Raw genomic sequence first — 20748 nt, forward strand, 5'->3', positions numbered from 1 at the left:
CCGGATGCGTTAGAAACCCCCCGGAGGTGGCGATCTGTCGGTCCTAGCGGTCGTTGGCGGGCTCGCGCTGATGGCGTGGGCATCCGAGCACTTCGTGATGGGGGCGTCCAGGCTCGCCCTCGCTCTGCGGGTGTCACCGGTCCTGATCGGCGCCGTGGTGATCGGGTTCGGCACGAGCGCCCCCGAGATGGTCACCTCGGTCCTGGCCGTCGCGGCCGGCTCCCGGGACATCGCGCTCGGCAACGTGATCGGATCGAACGCGGCCAACGTCACGCTGGTCCTCGGGATCGCCACACTCATCAGGCCGGCGACCGTGGCGAGCGCGACGCTCCGTCGCGAGGCTCCCATGTCGACGCTCTCGGTCGGCCTGCTGACGATCCTCCTCCTGGCCGGGGTCAGCCGTCCGGAGGGGATCGCCTGTCTGCTCGCGCTGGTCGTCTTCATGGTCCTCATCGTCCGGGGCTCCCGGGACGGTGGGGAGCCGATCGCCCACGAGGTCGAGGAGCTGCTCGGCGAGGGCTCCCCGCCCGTCTATCGCACCTCGGCCGAAGCCCTACGGACCGGCCTCGGCCTCGCCGGGACGCTGGGCGGAGCCCAGCTGCTCGTCTGGGGAGCCGTCCGGATAGCGGAGGGGATCGGGGTATCGCAGGGGTTCGTGGGTTTCACGCTCGTCGCGGTCGGGACGTCGCTGCCCGAGCTCGTCACGGCCATCCAGGCCGCCCGCAAGGGGGAGACCGACCTCGTCGTCGGGAACGTCCTGGGCAGCAACGTGTTCAACAGCCTCGCGGTCGCCGGCACGGTGGCCGTCGTCTCTCCGGGCCCCCTCGTCGACCGCGGACTCGCCGGCCCCGGCGTCTTCATGATGGCGGCGGTCTGCGCGATCGCCTACCTGTTCATGGCGACGGGGGGGTGCATCACGCGCCGGGAGGGGGCGGTCCTGCTCGCGATGTGGGTGATGACGACGCCGCTGCTGGTGGTGCTCTGACCGCTAGGCCTGCCGGCCGTCGAAGTGGTCGATGCGCTCCGCACCCGCTTCGCGCAGGATCGTCTCGGCCCGCTCCAGCTCCTCGGCCGTCGGGGCGCTGACGCCGACCGGCGTCTGGCCCGCCGCATGCAGGGCCTCGTCCTTGTCCTCGGCGGCCTTCTTGCCGGCTCCGATGACCATCCCGGCGACGGCGCCGAAGAGCCCGGCGGCGAGGGTCGTGACACCGACCATGGCCGGGTCGTCCAGGACGCCCATGGCGACCAAGACGAACCCGATGACGAGTCCGGCGACCGCGAACAGCAGTCCGCCCGACACGATCCCCAGTCCGCCGCCCTTCACCATCGATTCGGTGGCCACGGGGACCGGACCCGGCGACATGACGATATGGTCACGCTCTTCCACCTGCTCGGCGGCGCCGACCTGCTTCGAGTCTGTGTCCCGACCGACGTCGATCCGGTCCGGTCCGAACCCGGCCTCCCTCAAGCGGTCCGCGGCGCGTTTGGCGGCGTGGGCGTCGGCGAACGTGGCGACGATCGTGTTCGGCTGCTGGGCGTCGTCGGTCCTCATGCTCTCCGGATACCCCGCCTCAGACCCCCCCAATCACGCCTGCCGTCCCTGGGTTGGCTCGGACGTCACCGACGATCACACTGGTCGGGTGGGGCGCAAGACATGGACGCTGGTGTCGGTGGTGCTCGCTTCGGGGTCGGTCTTCCTCGACACCACCGTCGTCAACGTGGCTCTCCCCGCCATGGGCGAGGATCTTCCCTCGGCCGTCTTCGGGCGGTACGAGGCCCAGAACTACGTCTACTACGGCTACCTCCTGGCTCTCTCCTCACTCCTGATGCTGGCCGGCGGTCTCTCCGACCACGCGGGGAGGAGAAGGACGTACCTCGTCGGACTCATCGGGTTCGGCGTCACGTCTCTGCTCTGCGGGCTGGCTCCAACGATGGACCTTCTCATCGTGTTCCGGCTCTTGCAGGGAGCGGCGGGAGCGCTCCTGGTTCCTGGGTCGCTCGCGATCATCACGGCCACCTTCGAGGGGGACGAGCAAGGACGCGCGTTCGGTATCTGGGCGGCCGCGTCGGCCGTCACGTCCATCCTGGGCCCCGTCGTCGGGGGGGTGCTGGTCGAGGGGGTCACGTGGAGGGCGGTGTTCCTCGTGCACCTCCCACTCATCGGGGTGGCCGTCTGGGGAGCCTGGCGCCACATCGAGGAGTCGAGCCCTGAGGAGGTGCCCTTCGACGGGGTCGGCGCGACCCTGGCGGCCGTCGCCGTGGGGGGCCTGGCGTTCGGTGCGATCCGCGGTCAGTCGTCGTCGTGGGAGGGGGCGGTGCCCTATGTCTCGCTCTCCGTCGGCGTGGGAGCCGCTGTGGCGCTGCCGTGGTGGATGCGGCGGGTTGCGAACCCCCTGGTCCCCCTCGAGGTCTTCCGGTCCCGCAACTTCGTCGTCACGAACGTGTCGACGCTCCTCATCTACGGAGCGCTGTACGTGATGCTGCAGGTGCTCGCCCTGTACACGGTCGGGATCCTGGGCTACACCGAGGTAGCCTTCGGGATCGGCGTCGTTCCCATGTCGCTGTTCCTCGCCGTCTCAGCCGGTCGCTTCGGCCAGATAGCTGCACGGGTGGGTCCTCGCCGGTTCATGGCCGCGGGCCCGGTCATGTCGGGGATCGGCCTGCTGTGGCTGGCCCGTCTCCCCGACGACAGCTCGCCGTGGAGGGCGACGGGGACCGAGCTCGCGTCCTACATACCGAGCCGGGGGTACGTGGTGGATCTGCTCCCTGGCCTCGTCCTGTTCGGCCTCGGACTCATGGTCATGGTCCCACCCCTCACCATGACCTTGATGCGCTCCCTGCCGGTCCGCCACGCAGGCATCGGGTCGGCATTCAACAACGCGGTCTCACGCGTGGGCCCCCAACTGGTCGGGGCCCTGCTCTTCGTGGCGATCACGGCTTCGTTCCAGAGCGCGATGTGGGCGCGGTTCCCCGACCTCGACATCACGTCGCCCGAGGCCCGGCAGCGGATCAGCCCATTGAACCGACCCGACCCCTCCGTACCGGAGCGGGTTGCCGGCGTGGCCCGCGAGGCGTCCGGAGACGCGTTCCGTCTCGCGATGGGCGTAGCCGGGTTCCTCGCGATCGTGGGGGGTGTGGTGAACGGCATCGGGATCAGCGACAGGGAGGCCCTCCATCCGCCCCACTCTGAAGCGTCAGCCTCGGGGGACGATTGACCTCGCTGCCCCCCTGCGTCCGGACCCCTCGTTCACCGATGACGCCGCGGGAAGGGAAAGCGACGTCGGCGGGTTCATGCGACGGAGGAACATGATGGAACGTTCGAGGCAGGAGTTCGGCTCCCACGAGCCGGGACGGGCGAGGCCGCGGCGCGCATGGATCGCGGTCGGGCTCTGCGCGCTGCTCCTGGTCTCCGGGACGGGGGCGGCGTGGGGTTTCGACCGGACCCGGAGCGCGGTCCTGCCCGCCGGGACCGTCGTCGGAGGGGTGGCCGTGGGAGGTCTCACGGAGCAGGAGGCGACCGACCGGGTCCATCGGGCGGTCGTCCCTCCGCTGCAGGTACCGGTCCTGCTGCGGGCGGGGGAGGTGCAGCGCAGCGTCAGCCCCTGGGAGCTGGGCTTGCGCGTCGACGGCCCCGGAGCGGTCCGGGCGGCCTTCGACGGGTACCGGTCCGCGCCGCTGCCCCGCCGCCTCTGGGACAGCCTGACGGGCAACGGGGGACGGGTAGATGCGCCACCGCAGCTCGACCGGGAGGTCCTGCGCCGAGCCCTGGCCGACCTGGCCGCCGAGGTGGACAGGCAACCGCAGGAGGCCCGGCTGGACGTGTCGGGGGGCTGGGTGCAGGTGGTCGGCGCGCAGGACGGACAGCGTCTCGAGCTCGACGCCGCCGTCGACGTCGTGTCGCGATCGCTCGGCCCCGGCGCGGCTCCCATCGACCTGCCGGTCTCGACGGTCGCCCCGGCGGTCCCCACCGATCGGTACAGGTCGGTCGTCCTCGTGAGGAGGGCGGAGCGGCGCCTCTACCACTACGTCGACGGTCAGGTCGCGCGGACGTACCCGGTGGCGGTCGGGAAGCTGGGTCACTCCACTCCCAGCGGCGTCTTCGAGATCACCGCGAAGCGGCGCAACCCCGCCTGGTACAACCCGGGCAGCGAGTGGGCGCGGGGGATGCCCCGGGTGATCGCCCCGGGGCCGGCCAACCCGCTGGGCACGCGAGCGCTGAACATCAACTCTCCCGGGATACGGATCCACGGCACCGCCGCGGCCGCGTCCATCGGCCAGGCGGCGTCCCACGGCTGCATCAGGATGCTGCGGGCCGACGTGGAGGAGCTCTTCGAGCGGGTCGAGACGGGTGACGCGGTGGTGATCGTCTAGACGTTCCCGGCGGCGCACTCGAGGATGAGCCACCCCAGCGCGGCCAGCCCCTGCGGCCCGCGGACGTAGATCGACAGGTACCCCGACTTCGCCGCCTCGCGCACCTCGACGTTCGGGAGCTGGGGTATCTGCCGGCGGGCGGCGTCGCTCGGGTGGAACAGCGTCGCCCGGATGTACTCGTCGTAGGCCCAGCACTCCATGACGCGCCTCCCCTCGCGCGTCAGGCGCACGCCCGGAGCCCCGTTGTTGCGACGGACCTCGGCATCGAGCCCGGCGGGCGGGTCCTGCAGCAGACGGCTCAGGTACCCCCTTATCCATCCGGCCCCGCGGTCGATGGCCGGGTCGAGCCGCGAAGACGTCTGGGTGATGGAGGACTCGACGCGTCCGGGGTGGGGTGCGCGCGGCTCGCCCTGTCCGATCTGCAAGCCCGACGGGGCGGGAGCCGCGCCGCGGCGGTGCACCAGCGCCCACACCGCCAGCGCGCTCCCCGCCGCGGCCGCCATGACGACGAGCGTCCGCTTCCGCATGGGTCCGACCATAACCGGAGGACACACGCACCCGCCGTCACGTAGCATCCGCACACGCATGGACGGAGCGAAACCCACGATGGTCACCGACGACACCGCCCTGCGCGCGGTCTGCGAGCGCCTCGCGGGGGCGGGCTCGTTCGGCATGGACATGGAGTTCCGCCGGGAGAAGACCTACCTGGCCCGGCTCGACCTCGTCCAGGTGGCGAGCGTGGACGAGGTGGCCCTGGTCGACCCGCATGCGGACGTCGACCTCCAGCCGCTGCTGGACCTGATCGCCGACCCGCGGGTCGAGGTGATCGTGCACTCCGGGCGTCAGGACCTCGAGATCGCGTACGAGCTCGGCGGCGTCATCCCAGCCAACGTCTTCGACACGCAGATCGCTGGCGCCCTCGTGGGGTTCGGTGAGCAGGTGCCCTACGACCGCCTGCTCAGCTCGCTCGTCGGGAAGCAGATCGGCAAGCTCGAGACGACCAGCGACTGGTCGCGGCGTCCCCTGACCGAGCGGCAGGTCTCCTATGCCGTCGACGACGTCCGCTACCTGCCCGAGCTCCGTCGGAAGCTGGGGGAGGAGCTAGAGTCGCGGGGGCGCACGGAATGGGCCGCCGAGGAGATGGCCTCTCTCCACGACGCCGCGACCTACGACCGGGACGGGTCCGAGCTGTGGCGGAGCGTGTCCGGGTCCGGACGGTTGAAGCGCCGCGAGCTGGCCGTCCTGCGCGAGCTCGCCATCTGGCGGGAGGAGCTCGCCCGCCGCCGGGACCTGCCCCGCCGGTGGGTGCTACCCGACGACGTCCTGCTCGACATAGCTCGCCGGGCTCCCGAACGCGTGGAGGACATCGAGACGATCAGCCGCCTCCCCGAGAAGGTCCTGAAGCGCGAGGGAGCCGAGATCGTCGCGAGGGTGAGGCAGGCGCTCGACACCCCCCAGGACACGTGGCCCAAGCCCGCGTCCGGACGTGAGGACCCCGACGTGGTCGCGGCCGCCGACCTGCTGGACATGTTCCTGCGCATCCGGGCCGCCGAGACGGGCGTCGCCCAGACCTACCTGGCCACCCGCAAGGACCTCTTGGCCGCCGTCCGGTCCGTGCGCAAGGGCTCCGGGGAGCAACCCCCGCTGCTGCGTGGATGGCGGCGGGAGCTCGTGGGCGAGGACTGCGTCCGCATCGTCCAGGGCGAGGTCTCCCTGCGTTACGACCCCGACTCGGGCCGAGTCGCCGTCTCCCGCGTGGGCGACTGACCACGCGCCTTCCATATCATCGAGCCCCAGGGAGGACCGAGTGGCGACGACGCAGACCAGCATCTTCACGCCTGAGCAGGAGGAGCTGCGCAGCTCCTCCAGACGCTTCTTCGAGGAGAGGTTCACGCCGGAGCGTGTCCGCGAGCTCATGGAGACGCGCGAGGGGTTCGACCCGGACACGTGGCAGCGTATGTGCGACCTCGGATGGTCGGGGATCGCCATCTCGGAACAGGACGGCGGCCTGGGCTTCGGGTTCGTCGAGCTCGGGGTCCTGCTCGAGGAGATGGGTCGCCGACTCGTCGCCTCCCCGTTCCTCTCGTCGGTCGTGCTCGGCGCCAACGCGATCGCGCTCGCCGGGACCCCCGGACAGCGGCAGGCCCTCCTGCCCTCGATCGCGGACGGCACATCGCGCGCCACGCTCGCCTTCACGGGCCCGTCCGGACGGTGGGGCGCCGACGGCATCGACGTCCGGACGAGCGACGGCTCCCGGCTCGACGGGATGGCGTCCTTCGTGCTGGACGGCGCCTCCGCCACCCTGCTCGTCGTCGCCGCCCGGACCCCGGACGGGGTAGGCCTCTTCCTCGTCGATCCCGACACCGCCGGGGTGACGCGCACCGCGATGCACACGCTGGACGCGACCCGCAAGCAGGCCCAGATCGCCTTCGAGGGGGCCGAGGCGGAGCGGCTCGGCGAGGGCGGCGACGCGTCGGACGCGCTGCAGCGGACGCTCGACCTGGGGGCCATCGCGCTCGCGTGCGAGTCGGTCGGGGGGACCCAGTGGTGCCTAGACGCCTCCTCTCGCTTCGCGAACGAGCGGTACCAGTTCGGCCGTCCCATCGGCGCTTTCCAGGCCATAAAGCACCGATGCGCGGACATGCTGATGCACCTCGAGACCGCGCGCTCCACGGCGTACTACGCCGCGTGGGCGGCCGCCGCAGACGATCCCGAGCTACCGCAGATCGCGAACATGGCGAAGGCGGCCTGCTCGGACACCTTCTTCGAGGCGGCGGCGGACACGATCCAGATACACGGCGGCATCGGGTTCACGTGGGAGCACGACGCCCACCTGTACCTGCGGCGCGCCAAGACGAACGAGATCTACCTGGGGGACGCCGAGTACCACCGGGCGCAGCTGGCGAACAGGCTGGGGGTGTAGGTATGCGCTGGACGCTCGAGGACACACCGGAGCAGGCCGCCTTCCGTGACGGGTTCAGGTCGTGGCTGCGCGACAACGCCCCCGACGAGTGGGTCGACGCCGTCGAGGCGGGAGACGAGGAGCGCTTCACCCAGATCCGCAAGGGGTTCGACGTCATGCGGTGGATGCGCACCATCGGCGAGAGCGGGTACGCGGCTCCCCTGTGGCCGCGCGAGTACGGGGGGATGAGCGGCGAGGTCTGGATGCAGCAGGTGGTCCGCGAGGAGCTCGCCAGCTACCGCCTACCGCTGATCGGCATCAACATCCTGGGCGTCGGACTCGCTGGTCCCACGCTGATCGCCCACGGCACCGACGAGCAGAAGCAGCGGTACCTCCGGAAGATCCTGACCGGCGAGGAGATCTGGTGCCAGCTCTTCTCGGAGCCCGGGTCGGGGTCCGACCTCGCCTCCCTCGGCACGAGGGCGGAGCGGGTGGGGGACGACTGGGTCATCAACGGACAGAAGGTCTGGACATCGATCGCCCAGTTCTCCAAGTACGGGATGCTCCTCGCGCGTCACGACCCGACGCTGCCCAAGCACGCGGGTCTCACCTACTTCATCGTCGAGATGCAGGCGCCGGGAGTGGAGGTCCGTCCGCTCCGTCAGATCACCGGCTCGGCCGAGTTCAGCGAGGTCTACTTCACCGACGTCCGGGTTCCCGACACGAACCGGGTTGGGGAGATCGGGCAGGGGTGGGAGGTCGCACGGACCACGCTCATGAACGAGCGCGTCGCGCTGTCCGGGATCTCCACCGGGATGGAGTCGTTCACCGGCGGCGCCCGGCGCGACCCCTGGCAGGCGTTCCTCGAGACGCTGCCCGACCGCGACGACCCCGTGGTGCGCCAGCGGATCGCCCAGGTGTGGATCGATCAGCAGGCGAAGGAGATCACCTCGTTCCGCGCGGCGGTCGCCCGCCGGGCCGGCACCCCGGGAGCCGAGGGCGGGGTGCTCAAGGTCTTCAACGCCGAGTTCAACCAGCGACGGACGAACCTGGCCATGAACGCAGCGGGAGCCCGCGCCATCGCCTGGCTCCCGGGCGACGACAAGGCCGAGAACCGGGCGCACGGTTTCCTCCGCGCGCGCGCGAACACCATCGAGGGCGGGACGTCGGAGGTGCTGCGCAACCAGATGGCCGAGCGCATCCTCGGCTTGCCGCGCGACGCGGCGGTGGACAAGGACCTCCCATGGAAGGACATCCGCCGCAGCTAGCGCCCTCCTCGCGCCGCCGATCCGGCTAGCGGTCAGGCGACGCTCGTCAGGTGTCGGCTCCAGGCATCGCCCCTGCGACGAGCGTCAGCTGGCTCCGCGCGGCGTAGTGCAGGACGACATCGTCGGTCCAGCACGCGACCATCCCTTCGACATCCCCTCTCGCCCCCGCATCGAAGAAGCGTCGGACGACGGCATCAGCCGAGCCCATCCCGTCCTCCCCCGGCATCACGTGCGGGAGTCCAGGTGGTGCTCAGGGGGGATCAGGCGCCCGGTTCGGTCGTCCGCCCCGCCTCCTGCCACGCCTTGATCCCGCCGTCGAGGTGAGCCACGTTCTCGTAACCCATCCTCTGCAGGGTCGCCGCGGCCAGGGCCGACCTGCCCCCGCTCGCGCAGTGGAGGATGATGCGGCGATCGTGGGTGAACTCGGGCTTGTGATAGGGGAGGTCGGGGTCGGCGTAGAACTCGAGCATCCCTCGTGGGGCGGCGATCGCCCTGGGGATGCTCGCCGCGGCCCTCTCCTCGGGTTCCCGGACGTCGACGAGGAGGGCGCCCTCCTCCAGTTCCTGGGCCACCTGATCCGGGGTGAGGTTCTGCACCTCGCGCTTGGCCTCTGCGACCAGATCGGTTGCTGACTTCTTCATCCCGTACCTCCCTTCGTCCAGCGACTACGCCCGCTCCTGGTGCGCCCGGCGATACCCGTACCGACGCGGTGATCACGATCGGAGCCCGTACGCGCGCACATGAGCGATGACCCATCGGCCGTCTCGCCGGACCAGCACGTCCGTGAAGCGATGCCTCACCGACCCTCCCCCGAGCGCGCTTCCCAATCGTGCCTCGCCGTCCACCACGGCTACATCCGGCGTCACGAACCAGATGCTCATCAGGTCGCTGAAGTGTAGCCACCCTCGGGCTTCGCCCTCTAGGAAGGCCCCGAGCTGCCGCTGGATCTCGGCGTGGCCGATCGCACGTTCCCCGCGGGGGTTCACCAGCACGGCGTCATCGGCGAAGCACGCGATCAGCGACGCAACATCACCGGCGTTCCACGCGGCGTCGTAGGCGTCCTCCACGGCTCGGATCTCGCGCTCCTGCCCCCTCATGGTTCATCGTGCTCATCCGTCCGGGGACGTCTCCTCGTGAGACGCGGCCGTGCGGCCGTACAGTCGGGTGAGCGGAGCCGCCGTCATCCCATGCGCGATGACCGAGGCGCAGATGGCCAGACTGGCGACGTGCCAGATCCGCGGTTCGTGCAACCGGTGCTCCATGAGAGCGGCGTAGTACGCCGCCGCGACCGCGATGGGTCCGAACCACCCCATGTAGAGCGCGTCTCTGGTGCTCCGGACGCTGGGTAACACCGGCCGAAGCAGCAGCAGCACGGGCGGACGACGGAGGAGCAGGAGCAGGACCGCCACCAGCGGACCCTTCCAGCCCATCTCGGCCCATCCGCGCCAGGGGAGGGCGGTGCCTATCAGCGCGAAGATCGGGATAGAGAAGAACCGGTTGACGGCCTCCTGGCCGTGTTCCTCGGCCTTGCGGTCGTCGGGGCCTACGACCTGAGCGAACGCGGCGCCGGCTGCGAAGACCAGCAGCACCTCGTCGCTACGTATGAGCCTTCCCGCCCCCACGGCGAGAAGGGCCATCGCTGCGACGTACACCATGCGCCAGTCCTCCTGGATCAGGTCCCGACGCTCGGCGGCCTGCAGCGACCGCCCTGCGGCCCAACCCAGAGCGATCCCGAACGCCGTCGCCGCCCCGACCTCCCACAGCAGCGTGTGAACCAGCCAGTGCGACACCGCCTCCTCCGCCGGGCGGGTCAGCAGCAGGAACGGGAGGAAGACGAAGAGGTATGCCAAACCGTCGTTGGCGCCCGATTCGAAGGAGATGGCCCGCCTCATGCGGTCGGGCAGGTTCTGCTCGGCCAGGCGTCCGGTCACGATGGGCGTTGCAGCGATCGGATCGGTCGCGGTGACCGCCGCTCCGATCACCGCCGCCAAGGCGAGGGGTAACCCAAGCACCAGATGGACCACGGCGGTGCTGAGGCCCCACATCAGGACCATGCCCAACGAGATCAGGGTGATCATCTCGCGCCAGTGTCGACGTGGGTACTCCTTCGGGATCCTCAGGGCCACGCTGACCAGACCGATGCCAAGGGTCAGCCGGGCTGCCCTCTCCAGGATCACGGGGCGCTCGCCGAGTGCCGCTGGGTCGACCCAATGCAGGACGGCCGGGCCAACCAAGACCCCGGCGAGCAGCGCCAGGAGCGTCGCGGGCACGGGTGTCCTCTCGAGCCACTTCGAGCCGAGTCCGAGCGCGAGGATGAGCGCTCCGATGACCGTGACGATCGTGTTGAACATGAGTCGGGTCCTGTCTCGGCTAGGTCGCTTCGACGGGAGGGGGTGGGGTGACGGACCCGTCGATCGCGATCGCTGACCAAGTGAGCAGCGTCGAGTCTCCGTCCGAGTGCAACCACGCGGAGGTGAAGCTGTACACACCGCTGAAGGGCTCTCCGCCTGGAGTCGTTCCGATACCTTCAGCGCGACCCATGACGATGGCTGCGTGGCCGTGATGGCGGACGTCCAGGTCCTCCACCCGATAGGAGTCGACAGCTACCGTCCGTTCCCTGAGCCCCCTTAGCACTTCGGATCGGGACACGACGACGCCGGCCGGTCTGGTGAAGACGTGATCCGGTCCCCTCATCCGCTGAAGACCTTCACCGCACTCGCGGTCATCATCGCATCGGACAGCTCGTCCAGTACCTCGATCAGTCGTCTGCTCTTCGTGTGTTTCGGCAGTAGCGGGGACGCCGGTTCCGCTCCTCGCGTCCACATCGTTGTGCTCCGTCGGCATGAGGCTTGGCGGTTGGTCGACCCTCACATGAACGGTTTGTCGATGATGAACTGCGCCGTCCCGATCGCGCCTCCCAGGAGCACCGTACCTGCCGCGGCCAGCGCGCTCCTCCGGACCCATCCCCGCGGGAAGAGGCCGAACTCAGCAGCGGCCCGGTTCGCGGCCCACACGAGAGCGCTACCCATCGCCACGGCTACCGTGACCAGCGCGAGCACGTTGAGGCCTCGTAGGATCCAGTCCCGTTGGGTCATGTCGAAGGCTTCGTGATCGCCCACGGGGAGGGTCGTTACGACGTAGGCCATCAGGGCGCCAACGAGGGATCCGACAGCCTCTACTCCCAGCAACAAGCTCGTTGCCATCGGGATCCGTCGTCCGTCCATCTCAGGTCTCTCCACCCGACCAGGGGCTACGTTCCCCACCGTGACGTTCAGGATGACACCTCAGGCCGCGAGGGAGGGCATCGGCTCGGCGGCGGGTCACCCCGCGCGATCGCGCGGTCCGCCTTGCGGCCTACCTCAAGACGTGAGGTCGGTGGCCCGCTGGTCTCCCGCGAGGAGTTCCAGGCGGTGTCGGACCCGTCTCCCGTTTCGTGGCTCGGACCGGGGGGGATCCTCCTGGAGAGAGAAGGAGGTCCCCATGGCCGGAGGCAAGCGTCCCAGCGTGAAGAACGAGAAGCAGTACGAGGCTCTCAAGGACAAGGGCATGTCCAAGGAGCGGGCGGCGAAGATCGCCAACACGCCCAACGCGTCGAGCAAGGGCGGCAAGAAGTCCGGGAAGAAAGGCAAGTGAGCCATCACGAGCACGCCTCGGATCAGCCCGGTGACGACCTTCCCGTACCGGAGGCGGTGAGCGTGAACGCCGAGTGTCCCTCCTGCGGGCGGGACGTACCCGTCACGTTGGGTGTCGAGGAGGCGTGTCCCGACTGTGGGACGGCGGTCTCCGTCGATGACATCCCGGCTCCCTGAGGAGGCAGCGATGGCGACCTGTGACAGCTGCGGGAACGACTACCACCGTTCGTTCGAGGTGCGCATCGACGGGGAGACCCACACGTTCGACAGCTTCGAGTGCGCGATCCACAAGCTGGCTCCCACCTGCGAGACCTGCGGGGTGAGGATCGTCGGCCACGGGATGGAAGACGGCGAGCGCGTCTTCTGCTGTGCCCACTGCGCGCACGCCTCCGGCGTCACCTCGGTAAGCGACAGCGCCTGACGCCTTTGCGCAGACCCACGCCGGACGAGCTGGCGTCAGCCGTCGGGCGCACGATCGTCGACGTGCTCGCTCCCGGGCTGGATGTCGTCTTCTGCGGGATCAACCCAGGCCTTTACTCGGGGGCCGTCGGCCACCACTTCGCCCGTCCAGGCAACCGGTTCTGGCCGGTGCTGCACCGGTCGGGGTTCACGCCGCGACAGCTGAGCCCGGACGAGGAGCGCGAGCTGCTCTCCTACGGCCTCGGCGTGACCAACATCTGCGCCCGGACGACCGCCAGGGCCGACGAGCTGACGACCGACGAGATCCGCGACGGCGCGCGCCGCCTACGGCGCAAGATCCGCAGGCACCGTCCTCGATGGCTCGCCGTCCTCGGCCTGACCGCCTACCGCGTCGCGTTCGACGCTCCCGACGCAGAGGTCGGCGAACAGCCGCTGATGGTCGCGGACACCCGCATCTGGCTGCTTCCCAACCCGAGCGGGCTCAATGCCCACTATCAGATGGACGCGCTGGTCTACGCGTTCACCGAGCTTCGCAGGTGCGCGTCGAACCAGGCCGCTACCCGCTCCGAGGCCGGACCCACGAAGCCTTCCTGGTCGTAGAGATCGATGTGGTTCGAGGTGTCGAGCCACACGAGCTCCTTCGGCTCCCCGAGACGGTCGTAGAGGGCCTGCGCGCCCGCGGGGGAGCAGTAGTCGTCGTTGCGACCGTGGACGATCAGCGCGGGGGTGGGGGAGAGGAAATCGGCCGCCGACATCGCATCGAGCGTGATCAGCTCCCGTATCGACAGCACGCTCACCCGGTTCTCCCAGTGCGGGCTCGCCGACCTGTCGGTCCCGTAGTAGTCGAACGGCTCCTGTCCGCCCATCGCCGCTTCGCCGCCGTCCGCGGCGACGGCTGCCATGTACTCGACCTCGCCGGTGGCGTGCTGGCGTTGCGAGACCTCGGCGAACCGCCTGAGCATCCCTCGGTAGTTCTCGGGGCCCATCCCCTCACGAATCACCCTCGGGTCGTTGAAGGCGGCCGCGACGAAGGCGACGGCGCCGATGCGAGGATCGAAGGCGGCGAACCTCAGCGCGTACGCGCCGCCCAGGCAGATCCCGACGCATCCGAGCCGCGACGCATCGACCTCGTCGAAGGAAGCCAGGTGGCTCGTCGCGTCCCGCAGGTCGGCCACCTTCCCGGCCGAGTCCTCGTGCTGACGCGGTTCGCCTTCGCTCTCCCCGAAGTTGCGGTGGTCGAAGGCGAGCGTGACGTACCCGGCCTCGGCGAGCCTCCGCGCGTACGAGCCGGTCACCTGATCCTTCACGCCCGTGAAGGGCCCCGTGAAGACGAGCCCGGGGGCCGGGGTGCGGTCCGGGATGTGCAGGTCGCCGACGAGCGTCAGGCCGTCACTGCGGAATGTGGTCCTGCGGTGCTGCATGCGACAAGCCTACTCGCCGCACTCCTCGCCCCCGTGCACGCTCGAGATCGTGTCCGTGTCGGCGGTACCGGTGACGTTGCCGAACAGCGCGCCGGAGGGCGTCTCGACCCGCCAGCGCGGACCGAAGGTTGGGTCGTCCTGCACCTCGGCCTCGGGGTGCGCGCCCCGCAGCGCGGAGACCGTCGATCCGACCCCGACCCCGGAGTCCGTCTTCAGCCCGGTCGGCTCCGTCTCACGACCCCGCTCGTCGTAGCGGGAGTCCATGTACGAGAAGAGATGGCGGGTCCCGGCTGCCGCGTACGAGGTCTCGCCGTTCCCGAGGTAGACGAACAGGCTCTTCCATCGCACGACCCGCAGCTCCGTCCCCGGACAGGTGCCGAAGGCCCCAGACGACGCCCCCCATCCGCTGTCGGAGGTCGGCTCCCCGAGCCTCTGCGTCACCGCGGCCACGACGACGTCCGGGTCCTCACCGAACCTCGCCACGCCGATACCGTCCGGCGCGAGCGTGAGCGTCTCCGGCTGTGGGGACCCGGCGACAGGAGTCGGGGACGGCCGCGTCGTCGGCGTCGCGGTGGGGGGCGGCTCGTCGGTCCGGCAGGCCCCCAGCAGCAACGCAGCGAGGAGGGCGAGCGCCGATCGCTTCAACGCGCTCATCCTGTCCGGCTCCCGAACCGTTCGACGATGCGCTCGGCGTAGCGGTCCTCCCAGCGCCTGCCCTCCGCGTCCTGGCCGCGTCCCAGCTCCACGAGCTCGTGTATCAGCTCCGACCGCACGGGCCGGGAGCCCAGGATCTCAGGGAGCTCCGAGAGCTCGATGAGCCAGGAGGCGTACCAGGACGCCCAGTCGGGGTCGTCCCCGTCCACCATCCGATAGACGGCGTGGTGGAGCTCCGACGCCTCGTGCAGGAGCTCGGCGACCCTCTCGGTCCTCTCGTTCACCTGTCGAGGTTGCCGCATACGCCGCGGATGCGTCCAGAGCCGGACACGCGACACCGTCACGGCCCCCGGGAATGGGACATCCTTGACCGGGTTTGCAACGCGACGGGCTGACACGGGAGGACCATGAGCGACGCGGCGATCGAGGTGCGCGACCTCGTCAAGACGTACGGCGGGGCGGTCAGGGCCCTGGACGGCGTCACGTTCAGCGTCGAGCGGGGAACGGTGTTCGGACTGCTCGGTCCGAACGGGGCCGGCAAGACGACGGCCGTCCGTGTACTCACGACCACGCTGCGCCCCGACTCGGGAACGGCGCGCGTGCTGGGGCATGACGTGGTGGATGACGCAGCGGTCGTCCGGGCACGCATCGGGCTGGCCGGCCAGTTCGCGGCCGTCGACGAGAACCTGACCGGCCGCGAGAACATGCGGCTGATCGGACGGCTGAACCACCTACCCCGCACGGAGTGGTCGAGGCGCGCGGACGAGCTCATCGAGAGGTTCGGCCTCGCGGAGGTCGCCTCGCGTCCGGCCCGCACCTACTCGGGCGGACAGCGCCGCCGCCTGGACCTCGCCGCCGCGCTCATCTCTCGCCCCACCGTCCTGTTCCTGGACGAACCGACCACCGGCCTGGACCCTCGCTCGCGCCAGGACCTGTGGGAGGTGATCGAGCAGCTCGTGCTCGAGGGGACCACCGTCCTGCTCACCACGCAGTACCTCGAGGAGGCCGACCGACTGGCCGATCAGATCGCGGTCGTCGACCACGGGACGGTGATCGCCCAAGGGACGCCCGCGGAGCTGAAGTCGAAGATGGGGGCGACCGTCCTGGAGCTCGAGCTGGCCGACGAGGCGGCGGCCGCGAAGGCGGCGACGGCGCTCGAGAAGGTCGCGTCGAAGCCGCCCACGCTCGACGGGGTCACGGTGGAGCTCACCGTCGACGACGGGCCCGACCTCCTCCTCACGGCCCTGCGCGCCCTCAGCCGGCGCAAGCTCACTCCCACGCGGGTCGCCCTGCGGGAGCCGAGCCTCGACGACGTGTTCCTCGCGCTGACCGGCCACCGGGCCGAAGGACCGCAGGAGCGCGACCGATGAGCGCCGCCACCCTCGCCCCAGGGGCACGCTTGCGCTGGAGCCTCGCCGATATCGCTGCGGTCACGCAGAGGAACCTGATCGCGTACCTGAGGATCCCTCAGGCTCTCTTCTTCGCGAGCGTCCAGCCGATCATGTTCGTCCTGCTGTTCCGGTACGTGTTCGGCGGCGCCATACGGGTGCCCGGCTTCGACTACGTGAACTTCATGATGCCGGGGATCTTCGTGCAGACGGTCCTGTTCGGGGGGATAGGGACGGCGATCGGGCTGTCCGAGGACCTGCACAAGGGGCTGATCGAGCGGTTCCGCGCCCTGCCGATGGCCCGGTCCGCGGTCCTCGCCGGACGCACGATCGCCGACCTCGTCCGCAACGCATTCGTGATCGGTCTCATCACCGGCGTCGGCTACCTCGTGGGGTTCCGCGTCCAGACGAGCGTGCTCGCCTATCTCGCGGGAGCCGCGGTGATGCTCCTGTTCGCCTACGCGGTCTCGTGGGGGTTCGCGATCGTGGGTCTCTCCGCTCCCAACAGCGAGGTCGCGCAGACGATGGCCTTCCCGCTGATCTTCCCGCTCATCTTCATCTCGTCGGCGTTCGTCCCCCTCCAGACGCTGCCCGCTCCCCTCGAGGTGTTCGCGAGGCACCAGCCGGTCAGCATCACCATCGAGGCGGCCCGCGCCCTGATGCTCGGGGGACCGACGGCCACCAACGTGGTGAAGTCCCTGGCCTGGTCGACCGGTATCCTGCTCGTCCTCGTTCCGCTCGCCGTCCGGCGTTACCGGCGGGTCGTCTAGGCCTCCCGGCGGACCTTCCAGATCTGTTCGGCCGGCCAGCGCCGCATCCACGAATACGGCGCGAGGTCGTAGGTGCTGGAACCGCCGTCCGGGGGCCTGAGCTCGATCAGGTCCTCCACGACCAGACCGTTGCGTCGGAACAGGCGGATCCACTCGCCGTACGGGAGCTGGAAATCGACGCTGCCGTCCGTGTCCTCGAACCGGTGCATGGAGAAGTAGTCGGCGTGCAGGATCGGCTCGGTCTGGCTCGCCTCCGGGTTCCAGCACACGTACAGCCAGGGCGACGTGTGGGAGAACGCGAGCAGCCCGCCCGGACGCAGGACGCGCGCGGCCTCCGGGACGGTCAGGTACGGGTCGGCGAAGCTCATCGCGCCGTGGTCACAGAAGACGACGTCGAAGGACGCGTCGCGGAACGGGATCTCCGTTCCGGACGCCCTCACGAGCGGGACCTTCGTCCCGATCTCGGACATCCTCCGCCGCGCGTGTCCCAGCTGCCGTGCAGAGGAGTCGAGCCCGACCACGCGCGCCCCCGCGCGGGCGAGCGCCACGGACCACTGCCCGGCCCCGCATCCGAGCTCGAGCACGTCGCGTCCGGACACGTCGCCCAGCACCCCCAGCTCGGCCTCGGGGGCGCTGTAGGTGCCCCAGGCCAGCGGGGCCGCCTCCAGCTGGGAGCCATGCAGCCGCTGGTACTCGTCGCTCGCTGACTCCCAGTAGCGGATGTTGGAACGGACGTCGTCGGTCACGGTCCTCGAGGCTAGCCGGTCGGCAGGACTCCGCGGGCCCCCCGTCGAACCGTCTCGAGGCTGGGGCGGCTGCGGCCGCCCGACCCTGGGGAGAACGAGGAGGAAGGATGCGCCGAAGGCATCTGCCTGGTCTGCTGGCCCTGTCCGTCGCCCTGACCGCGCTCGTGGGAGCCGGACCGTCCGCGTCGGCCGCGCCGCAGCACGTCTCCGTGAAGAGCTTCGACGGCACGGAGATCTGGATCTCGATCTACAAGCCGGCGGATGCGACCGCCGAGGAGCCCGTGCCGGTCATCCTGCAGTCGCACGGGTGGGGCGGCTCCCGCACGACGAGCCCGACCGCGTTCGGAGCATGGCTCGAGGAAGGGTTCGGGGTCGTGAGCATCGACCAGCGCGGCCACGGCCAGACCGGGGGCACCGCCCACGTCCAGAACCCCGACTACGAGGCGCGCGACATCATCGCCGTCATCGACCACGTGGCGACGCTCGACTGGGTGCAGCTCGACGGGCCCGGCGACCCGGTCATGGGCGCGATCGGGGGGTCGTACGGCGGCGGGTACCAGATGATCACCTCGCTCACCGAGGTCTTGACCAAGGGGAGCACGCGGTTCAACGCCCTCGCCCCTCAGATCACCTGGTACGACCTGCCGCGCAGCCTCGGCCCGAGCGACGTCCCGCGGACGCTGTGGAACACGCTGCTGTACGCCGCGGGCGCGTCGCGGCTCCCCGACTACGTGCACCGCTCGTACGCGCTGGGCGTGGCCACGGCGACCTTCCCCAACGGGGAGATCCCCGAGACGTACAACCTGAAGGAGCGCTTCTACAACAACAGCCCCGCCTGGTTCGTCGACCAGGAGGTGCAGCTCGACATCCCGCTCCTCGTCGGCCAGGGCACCTCGGACAACCTGTTCCCGCTCAACGAGGGTTGGGACATCTTCAGCCAGGCGCTGACCGACGACGCCCGGGAGCGCAGCCTCTTCATCGGCTACAACGGCGGACACGCGCTGCCGCAAGCCCTGCCGCTGGGTAGCTCGAGCGGTGCGGACGCCTGCTCTGGCGGGTTCGACGCGCTCAGCCGCGCCTTCTTCAAGAGGGCCTTCGCGGGTGAGGACACGAGGGAGCTCCTCCGCAAGCAGGTCGGCATCACGACCGCCACCGGTCAGTGCCTGTGGGTCGACACCCTCGAGCCGAGCGCCTCCGTGGAGCTCGGCACGCTGGCCGCCCCGACCGCGGTCGGAGCGCCGATCTCCTACGAGATCGCCAGCGGACCCATGACGATCGCGGGTGTGCCCGTGCTGCTCGCGAAGGTGACGTCAGCCGCGCCCGAGGCGCGGGCGTTCTTCGCCCTGTCGGTGGGCACCTCTCCCGCGAACGCCACGGTCCTCCAGAACAACGTGATGCCGATGAGGCTGCGGCTCCCGAAGCTCAGTGAGGCCTTCTCGCTGGAGCTCGCTGGTGTCGCCGCGACCCTGACGGAGGGACAGAAGCTGTACCTGACCGTCTCCCCGACCTCGGACATGTTCATCGGTACCAGCCGGGTCCCCAGCGTCGTCCTGCTCGAGGACGCGGTGGTGGACCTGCCGGTCCGTTAGTCGAAGTGGGGCGGGACCCGGCCGCGGTCCCGCCCCCTCCAACGCTGTCCTTGCAGGACCGTTGCCCCCAAACTAGGGGTGGCCGGTCAGTCGATATCTCGGGAGCGGTGGGTGTCCTCAGTGGGAGCCTCGGTCAGCGGGGAGTACTCCGGCCGGCTCGCCGCGAAGCTCTTCCTCGCCGCGGGCGTCCTGACCATCGTCAACAACCACATCCCGCCCTTCGAGCACCTCGATCGCCCCGTCCTGTACGGGGTGGGAGCCAGTGCCATCGCGTGGGGGGCCGCGTGCTGGTTCCTCCCGTGGCAGAGGTGGCCGCTGTCGGCGACGCTCGCCCTCGGCCCCGTCGCGTTGGGCCACATCGCGGTGGCGAACCTCTTCGGCGGCGTCTCCGCCTACAGCTACGCCGTGTACTTCGTCGTCGTGTTCGCCTACATAGGCTTGACCCAGCCACCCCGGACGAGCCTCTTCATGTCCCCGCTCGCGACGGCTGCGTACGTCGTGCCGCCGATGCTCAACCCCAGGCAGGGCGCCGCCGCCGCCCTGTCGGCGACGGTCGCCATCCCCGTGTGCGTCCTCGTCGGGGAGGTGATCGCCCGCAGCTCCTGGAGAGCCCAGGAGGAGAGGCTGCTCGCCGAGCGTCGCGCGCACCTCCTCTCGTCGCTGGCCCGGTCCTCGGAGGAGATCAACAGCCTCGACCCGCTGCGCGTCATCGAGACCGTGATCGACACGGCCGCCGACCAGGGAGCCGAGGCCGTCCAGGTGGCGCTCTACGACCCGGAGGCCGCGGTGACTCGAACATTCATGGCCCGCAACCTCCCGCAGGGGTACAGCGGAGAGGAGTACCCCATCGATGCGGGGATCTCCGGACAGGTCTGGCAGATCAGACGAACGGTGGTCGTTGACGACTACGCGGCGCAGCCCTACGCCGACCCCGCCTTCGCGCGCGAGGGGTTCAGAGGGGTCGTGGCCACACCCATCTGGTCCGGCGGTCAGCTCGTGGCAGCGCTGGTGGCGGGGTCCCGACGTGCGAGCGTCTTCCGCGAGGAGGTCGAGATGTTCGAGCTGCTGGCCGCGCAGGCCGGCCGCGCCCTCGAGAACGCCGACCGGTTCGAGGCGGAACGGAAGATGGTCGAGCAGCTCGCCGAGCTGGACAGGCTCAAGGAGGACTTCCTCTCCAACATCTCCCATGAGCTGCGGACGCCGCTGACCGTGATCGAGGGCAACGGGGTGACCCTGCGCGACCGATGGGACGAGATCGACCCGGCGACCCGGCGCGACCTGCTGGACCGGCTCAACCGCAACGCTCAGACCCTGAGGCAGATCATCACCAACCTGTTGGACTTCTCCCGCCTCCAGGCCGGCCGGATCAGCGCACACCCGTCACAGGTGAACCTCGGCGAGCTCACGACCTCCGTCGCCGCCAGGCTCGGCTCCCTCTTCTCGGACCGCGAGCTGCAGGTGAAGGTCGAGTCGGCCCGGACGGTCGAAGCGGACGGGATCCTGATCGAGAGGGTCCTCGAGAACCTGCTCTCCAACGCGTCGAAGCACACGCCCGCGGGGACGAACGTGGTGGTCGCCGTGAAGGAC

General features: G+C 70.0%; 24 protein-coding genes. 13 read left to right on the plus strand and 11 right to left on the minus strand.

The genetic code is table 11. The features are described 5' to 3' along the window. Positions 1–34 precede the first annotated feature (34 nt). The gene (locus tag VM840_08570; GenBank protein HVL81630.1) at positions 35–985 is read left to right on the plus strand and encodes a calcium/sodium antiporter; all 951 of its coding nucleotides are present in this window, start codon (positions 35–37) and stop codon (positions 983–985) included. 3 nt (positions 986–988) lie between these two features. Here the strand turns inward: VM840_08570 and VM840_08575 are convergent, their stop codons facing one another. Then, positions 989–1552, minus strand: coding sequence for a hypothetical protein (locus VM840_08575; GenBank protein HVL81631.1), 564 nt, complete (start codon positions 1550–1552; stop codon positions 989–991). 88 nt (positions 1553–1640) lie between these two features. On the opposite strand from VM840_08575, the gene VM840_08580 reads away from it, so the two are divergent. Both VM840_08580 and VM840_08585 read left to right on the plus strand, forming a co-directional pair. After that, on the plus strand, positions 1641–3215 hold the full coding sequence (locus tag VM840_08580) for an MFS transporter (GenBank protein ID HVL81632.1): 1575 nt from the start codon (positions 1641–1643) through the stop codon (positions 3213–3215). Positions 3216–3309: 94 nt separating this feature from the next. After that, positions 3310–4371 (plus strand): L,D-transpeptidase/peptidoglycan binding protein, encoded by a 1062-nt coding sequence (locus VM840_08585; protein ID HVL81633.1) that lies wholly within the window; start codon positions 3310–3312, stop codon positions 4369–4371. On the opposite strand, the gene VM840_08590 is transcribed toward VM840_08585, so the two are convergent. After that, the gene (locus VM840_08590) at positions 4368–4898 is read right to left on the minus strand and encodes a hypothetical protein (protein ID HVL81634.1); all 531 of its coding nucleotides are present in this window, start codon (positions 4896–4898) and stop codon (positions 4368–4370) included. The genes VM840_08585 and VM840_08590 overlap by 4 nt on opposite strands. A gap of 58 nt (positions 4899–4956) precedes the next feature. Here VM840_08590 and rnd point away from each other — a divergent pair, with 58 nt between their 5' ends. From rnd to VM840_08605, 3 genes are read left to right on the plus strand one after another with little or no spacing between them, the layout of a single operon-like run. Next, a complete protein-coding gene (gene rnd, locus VM840_08595) occupies positions 4957–6138 on the plus strand; it encodes a ribonuclease D (protein HVL81635.1) in 1182 nt (393 codons plus the stop codon). A gap of 40 nt (positions 6139–6178) precedes the next feature. Further along, positions 6179–7294 carry an acyl-CoA dehydrogenase family protein gene (locus tag VM840_08600; protein ID HVL81636.1) on the plus strand — a complete coding sequence of 372 codons (1116 nt, stop codon included), beginning with the start codon at positions 6179–6181 and terminating at the stop codon, positions 7292–7294. A 2-nt stretch (positions 7295–7296) separates the two neighbouring features. After that, the gene (locus VM840_08605) at positions 7297–8541 is read left to right on the plus strand and encodes an acyl-CoA dehydrogenase family protein (protein HVL81637.1); all 1245 of its coding nucleotides are present in this window, start codon (positions 7297–7299) and stop codon (positions 8539–8541) included. Between the two features lie 46 nt (positions 8542–8587). Here VM840_08605 and VM840_08610 read toward each other — a convergent pair whose 3' ends face one another. The 5 genes from VM840_08610 to VM840_08630 form a co-directional block, all read right to left on the minus strand. Beyond that, positions 8588–8749, minus strand: a complete 162-nt coding sequence (locus VM840_08610; protein ID HVL81638.1) for a nuclear transport factor 2 family protein — start codon at positions 8747–8749, stop codon at positions 8588–8590. Between the two features lie 52 nt (positions 8750–8801). Next, positions 8802–9182: a rhodanese-like domain-containing protein gene (locus VM840_08615; protein ID HVL81639.1), complete on the minus strand. Its 381-nt coding sequence runs from the start codon at positions 9180–9182 to the stop codon at positions 8802–8804. A 72-nt stretch (positions 9183–9254) separates the two neighbouring features. Further along, the gene (locus VM840_08620) at positions 9255–9638 is read right to left on the minus strand and encodes an SgcJ/EcaC family oxidoreductase (GenBank protein ID HVL81640.1); all 384 of its coding nucleotides are present in this window, start codon (positions 9636–9638) and stop codon (positions 9255–9257) included. A 12-nt stretch (positions 9639–9650) separates the two neighbouring features. Next, entirely contained in the window at positions 9651–10892 is a 1242-nt protein-coding gene (locus VM840_08625) for a cation:proton antiporter (protein HVL81641.1), read from the minus strand. A 516-nt stretch (positions 10893–11408) separates the two neighbouring features. Next, positions 11409–11765 (minus strand): hypothetical protein, encoded by a 357-nt coding sequence (locus tag VM840_08630; GenBank protein ID HVL81642.1) that lies wholly within the window; start codon positions 11763–11765, stop codon positions 11409–11411. Positions 11766–12045: 280 nt separating this feature from the next. Between VM840_08630 and VM840_08635 the strand changes: the two genes are divergently transcribed. The 3 genes from VM840_08635 (at position 12046) to mug (ending at position 13193) form a co-directional block, all read left to right on the plus strand. Beyond that, positions 12046–12174: a hypothetical protein gene (locus tag VM840_08635; GenBank protein ID HVL81643.1), complete on the plus strand. Its 129-nt coding sequence runs from the start codon at positions 12046–12048 to the stop codon at positions 12172–12174. Between the two features lie 186 nt (positions 12175–12360). Beyond that, positions 12361–12594, plus strand: a complete 234-nt coding sequence (locus VM840_08640; GenBank protein ID HVL81644.1) for a hypothetical protein — start codon at positions 12361–12363, stop codon at positions 12592–12594. 5 nt (positions 12595–12599) lie between these two features. Next, positions 12600–13193 (plus strand): G/U mismatch-specific DNA glycosylase, encoded by a 594-nt coding sequence (gene mug / locus VM840_08645; protein ID HVL81645.1) that lies wholly within the window; start codon positions 12600–12602, stop codon positions 13191–13193. Here the strand turns inward: mug and VM840_08650 are convergent. From VM840_08650 to VM840_08660, 3 genes are read right to left on the minus strand one after another with little or no spacing between them, the layout of a single operon-like run. Beyond that, positions 13106–14014: an alpha/beta hydrolase gene (locus tag VM840_08650; GenBank protein HVL81646.1), complete on the minus strand. Its 909-nt coding sequence runs from the start codon at positions 14012–14014 to the stop codon at positions 13106–13108. The two genes, mug and VM840_08650, sit on opposite strands and share 88 nt — an antisense overlap. A gap of 9 nt (positions 14015–14023) precedes the next feature. Continuing rightward, the gene (locus VM840_08655) at positions 14024–14668 is read right to left on the minus strand and encodes a hypothetical protein (protein ID HVL81647.1); all 645 of its coding nucleotides are present in this window, start codon (positions 14666–14668) and stop codon (positions 14024–14026) included. Continuing rightward, positions 14665–14952 (minus strand): hypothetical protein, encoded by a 288-nt coding sequence (locus tag VM840_08660; GenBank protein ID HVL81648.1) that lies wholly within the window; start codon positions 14950–14952, stop codon positions 14665–14667. Before VM840_08660 ends, VM840_08655 begins: the two co-directional genes overlap by 4 nt. A 123-nt stretch (positions 14953–15075) precedes the next feature. Here VM840_08660 and VM840_08665 point away from each other — a divergent pair, with 123 nt between their 5' ends. Both VM840_08665 and VM840_08670 read left to right on the plus strand, forming a co-directional pair. Next, on the plus strand, positions 15076–16038 hold the full coding sequence (locus VM840_08665) for an ATP-binding cassette domain-containing protein (protein HVL81649.1): 963 nt from the start codon (positions 15076–15078) through the stop codon (positions 16036–16038). Beyond that, positions 16035–16826, plus strand: coding sequence for an ABC transporter permease (locus VM840_08670; protein HVL81650.1), 792 nt, complete (start codon positions 16035–16037; stop codon positions 16824–16826). The genes VM840_08665 and VM840_08670 overlap by 4 nt, the downstream gene beginning before the upstream one ends. Here the strand turns inward: VM840_08670 and VM840_08675 are convergent. Next, on the minus strand, positions 16823–17572 hold the full coding sequence (locus VM840_08675) for a class I SAM-dependent methyltransferase (protein HVL81651.1): 750 nt from the start codon (positions 17570–17572) through the stop codon (positions 16823–16825). The two genes, VM840_08670 and VM840_08675, sit on opposite strands and share 4 nt — an antisense overlap. A gap of 107 nt (positions 17573–17679) precedes the next feature. Here VM840_08675 and VM840_08680 point away from each other — a divergent pair, with 107 nt between their 5' ends. Beyond that, positions 17680–19161 carry an alpha/beta fold hydrolase gene (locus VM840_08680; protein ID HVL81652.1) on the plus strand — a complete coding sequence of 494 codons (1482 nt, stop codon included), beginning with the start codon at positions 17680–17682 and terminating at the stop codon, positions 19159–19161. A gap of 111 nt (positions 19162–19272) precedes the next feature. Further along, positions 19273–20748: histidine kinase dimerization/phospho-acceptor domain-containing protein (locus tag VM840_08685; GenBank protein HVL81653.1), on the plus strand; the 1476-nt coding region annotated here is incomplete at its 3' end.

It is taken from the genome of Actinomycetota bacterium, assembly GCA_035540895.1.
Lineage (GTDB): Bacteria > Actinomycetota > JAICYB01 > JAICYB01 > JAICYB01 > DATLFR01.

Coding starts and splice junctions, on each gene's coding strand:
- VM840_08575 (HVL81631.1), bottom strand. CDS start 1,552: ATGAGGACCGACGACGCCCAGCAGCCGAACACGATCGTCGCCACGTTC.
- VM840_08585 (HVL81633.1), top strand. CDS start 3,310: ATGGAACGTTCGAGGCAGGAGTTCGGCTCCCACGAGCCGGGACGGGCG.
- VM840_08590 (HVL81634.1), bottom strand. CDS start 4,898: ATGCGGAAGCGGACGCTCGTCGTCATGGCGGCCGCGGCGGGGAGCGCG.
- rnd (HVL81635.1), top strand. CDS start 4,957: ATGGACGGAGCGAAACCCACGATGGTCACCGACGACACCGCCCTGCGC.
- VM840_08605 (HVL81637.1), top strand. CDS start 7,297: ATGCGCTGGACGCTCGAGGACACACCGGAGCAGGCCGCCTTCCGTGAC.
- VM840_08610 (HVL81638.1), bottom strand. CDS start 8,749: ATGGGCTCGGCTGATGCCGTCGTCCGACGCTTCTTCGATGCGGGGGCG.
- VM840_08615 (HVL81639.1), bottom strand. CDS start 9,182: ATGAAGAAGTCAGCAACCGATCTGGTCGCAGAGGCCAAGCGCGAGGTG.
- VM840_08620 (HVL81640.1), bottom strand. CDS start 9,638: ATGAGGGGGCAGGAGCGCGAGATCCGAGCCGTGGAGGACGCCTACGAC.
- VM840_08625 (HVL81641.1), bottom strand. CDS start 10,892: ATGTTCAACACGATCGTCACGGTCATCGGAGCGCTCATCCTCGCGCTC.
- VM840_08630 (HVL81642.1), bottom strand. CDS start 11,765: ATGGACGGACGACGGATCCCGATGGCAACGAGCTTGTTGCTGGGAGTA.
- VM840_08640 (HVL81644.1), top strand. CDS start 12,361: ATGGCGACCTGTGACAGCTGCGGGAACGACTACCACCGTTCGTTCGAG.
- VM840_08650 (HVL81646.1), bottom strand. CDS start 14,014: ATGCAGCACCGCAGGACCACATTCCGCAGTGACGGCCTGACGCTCGTC.
- VM840_08655 (HVL81647.1), bottom strand. CDS start 14,668: ATGAGCGCGTTGAAGCGATCGGCGCTCGCCCTCCTCGCTGCGTTGCTG.
- VM840_08665 (HVL81649.1), top strand. CDS start 15,076: ATGAGCGACGCGGCGATCGAGGTGCGCGACCTCGTCAAGACGTACGGC.
- VM840_08670 (HVL81650.1), top strand. CDS start 16,035: ATGAGCGCCGCCACCCTCGCCCCAGGGGCACGCTTGCGCTGGAGCCTC.
- VM840_08680 (HVL81652.1), top strand. CDS start 17,680: ATGCGCCGAAGGCATCTGCCTGGTCTGCTGGCCCTGTCCGTCGCCCTG.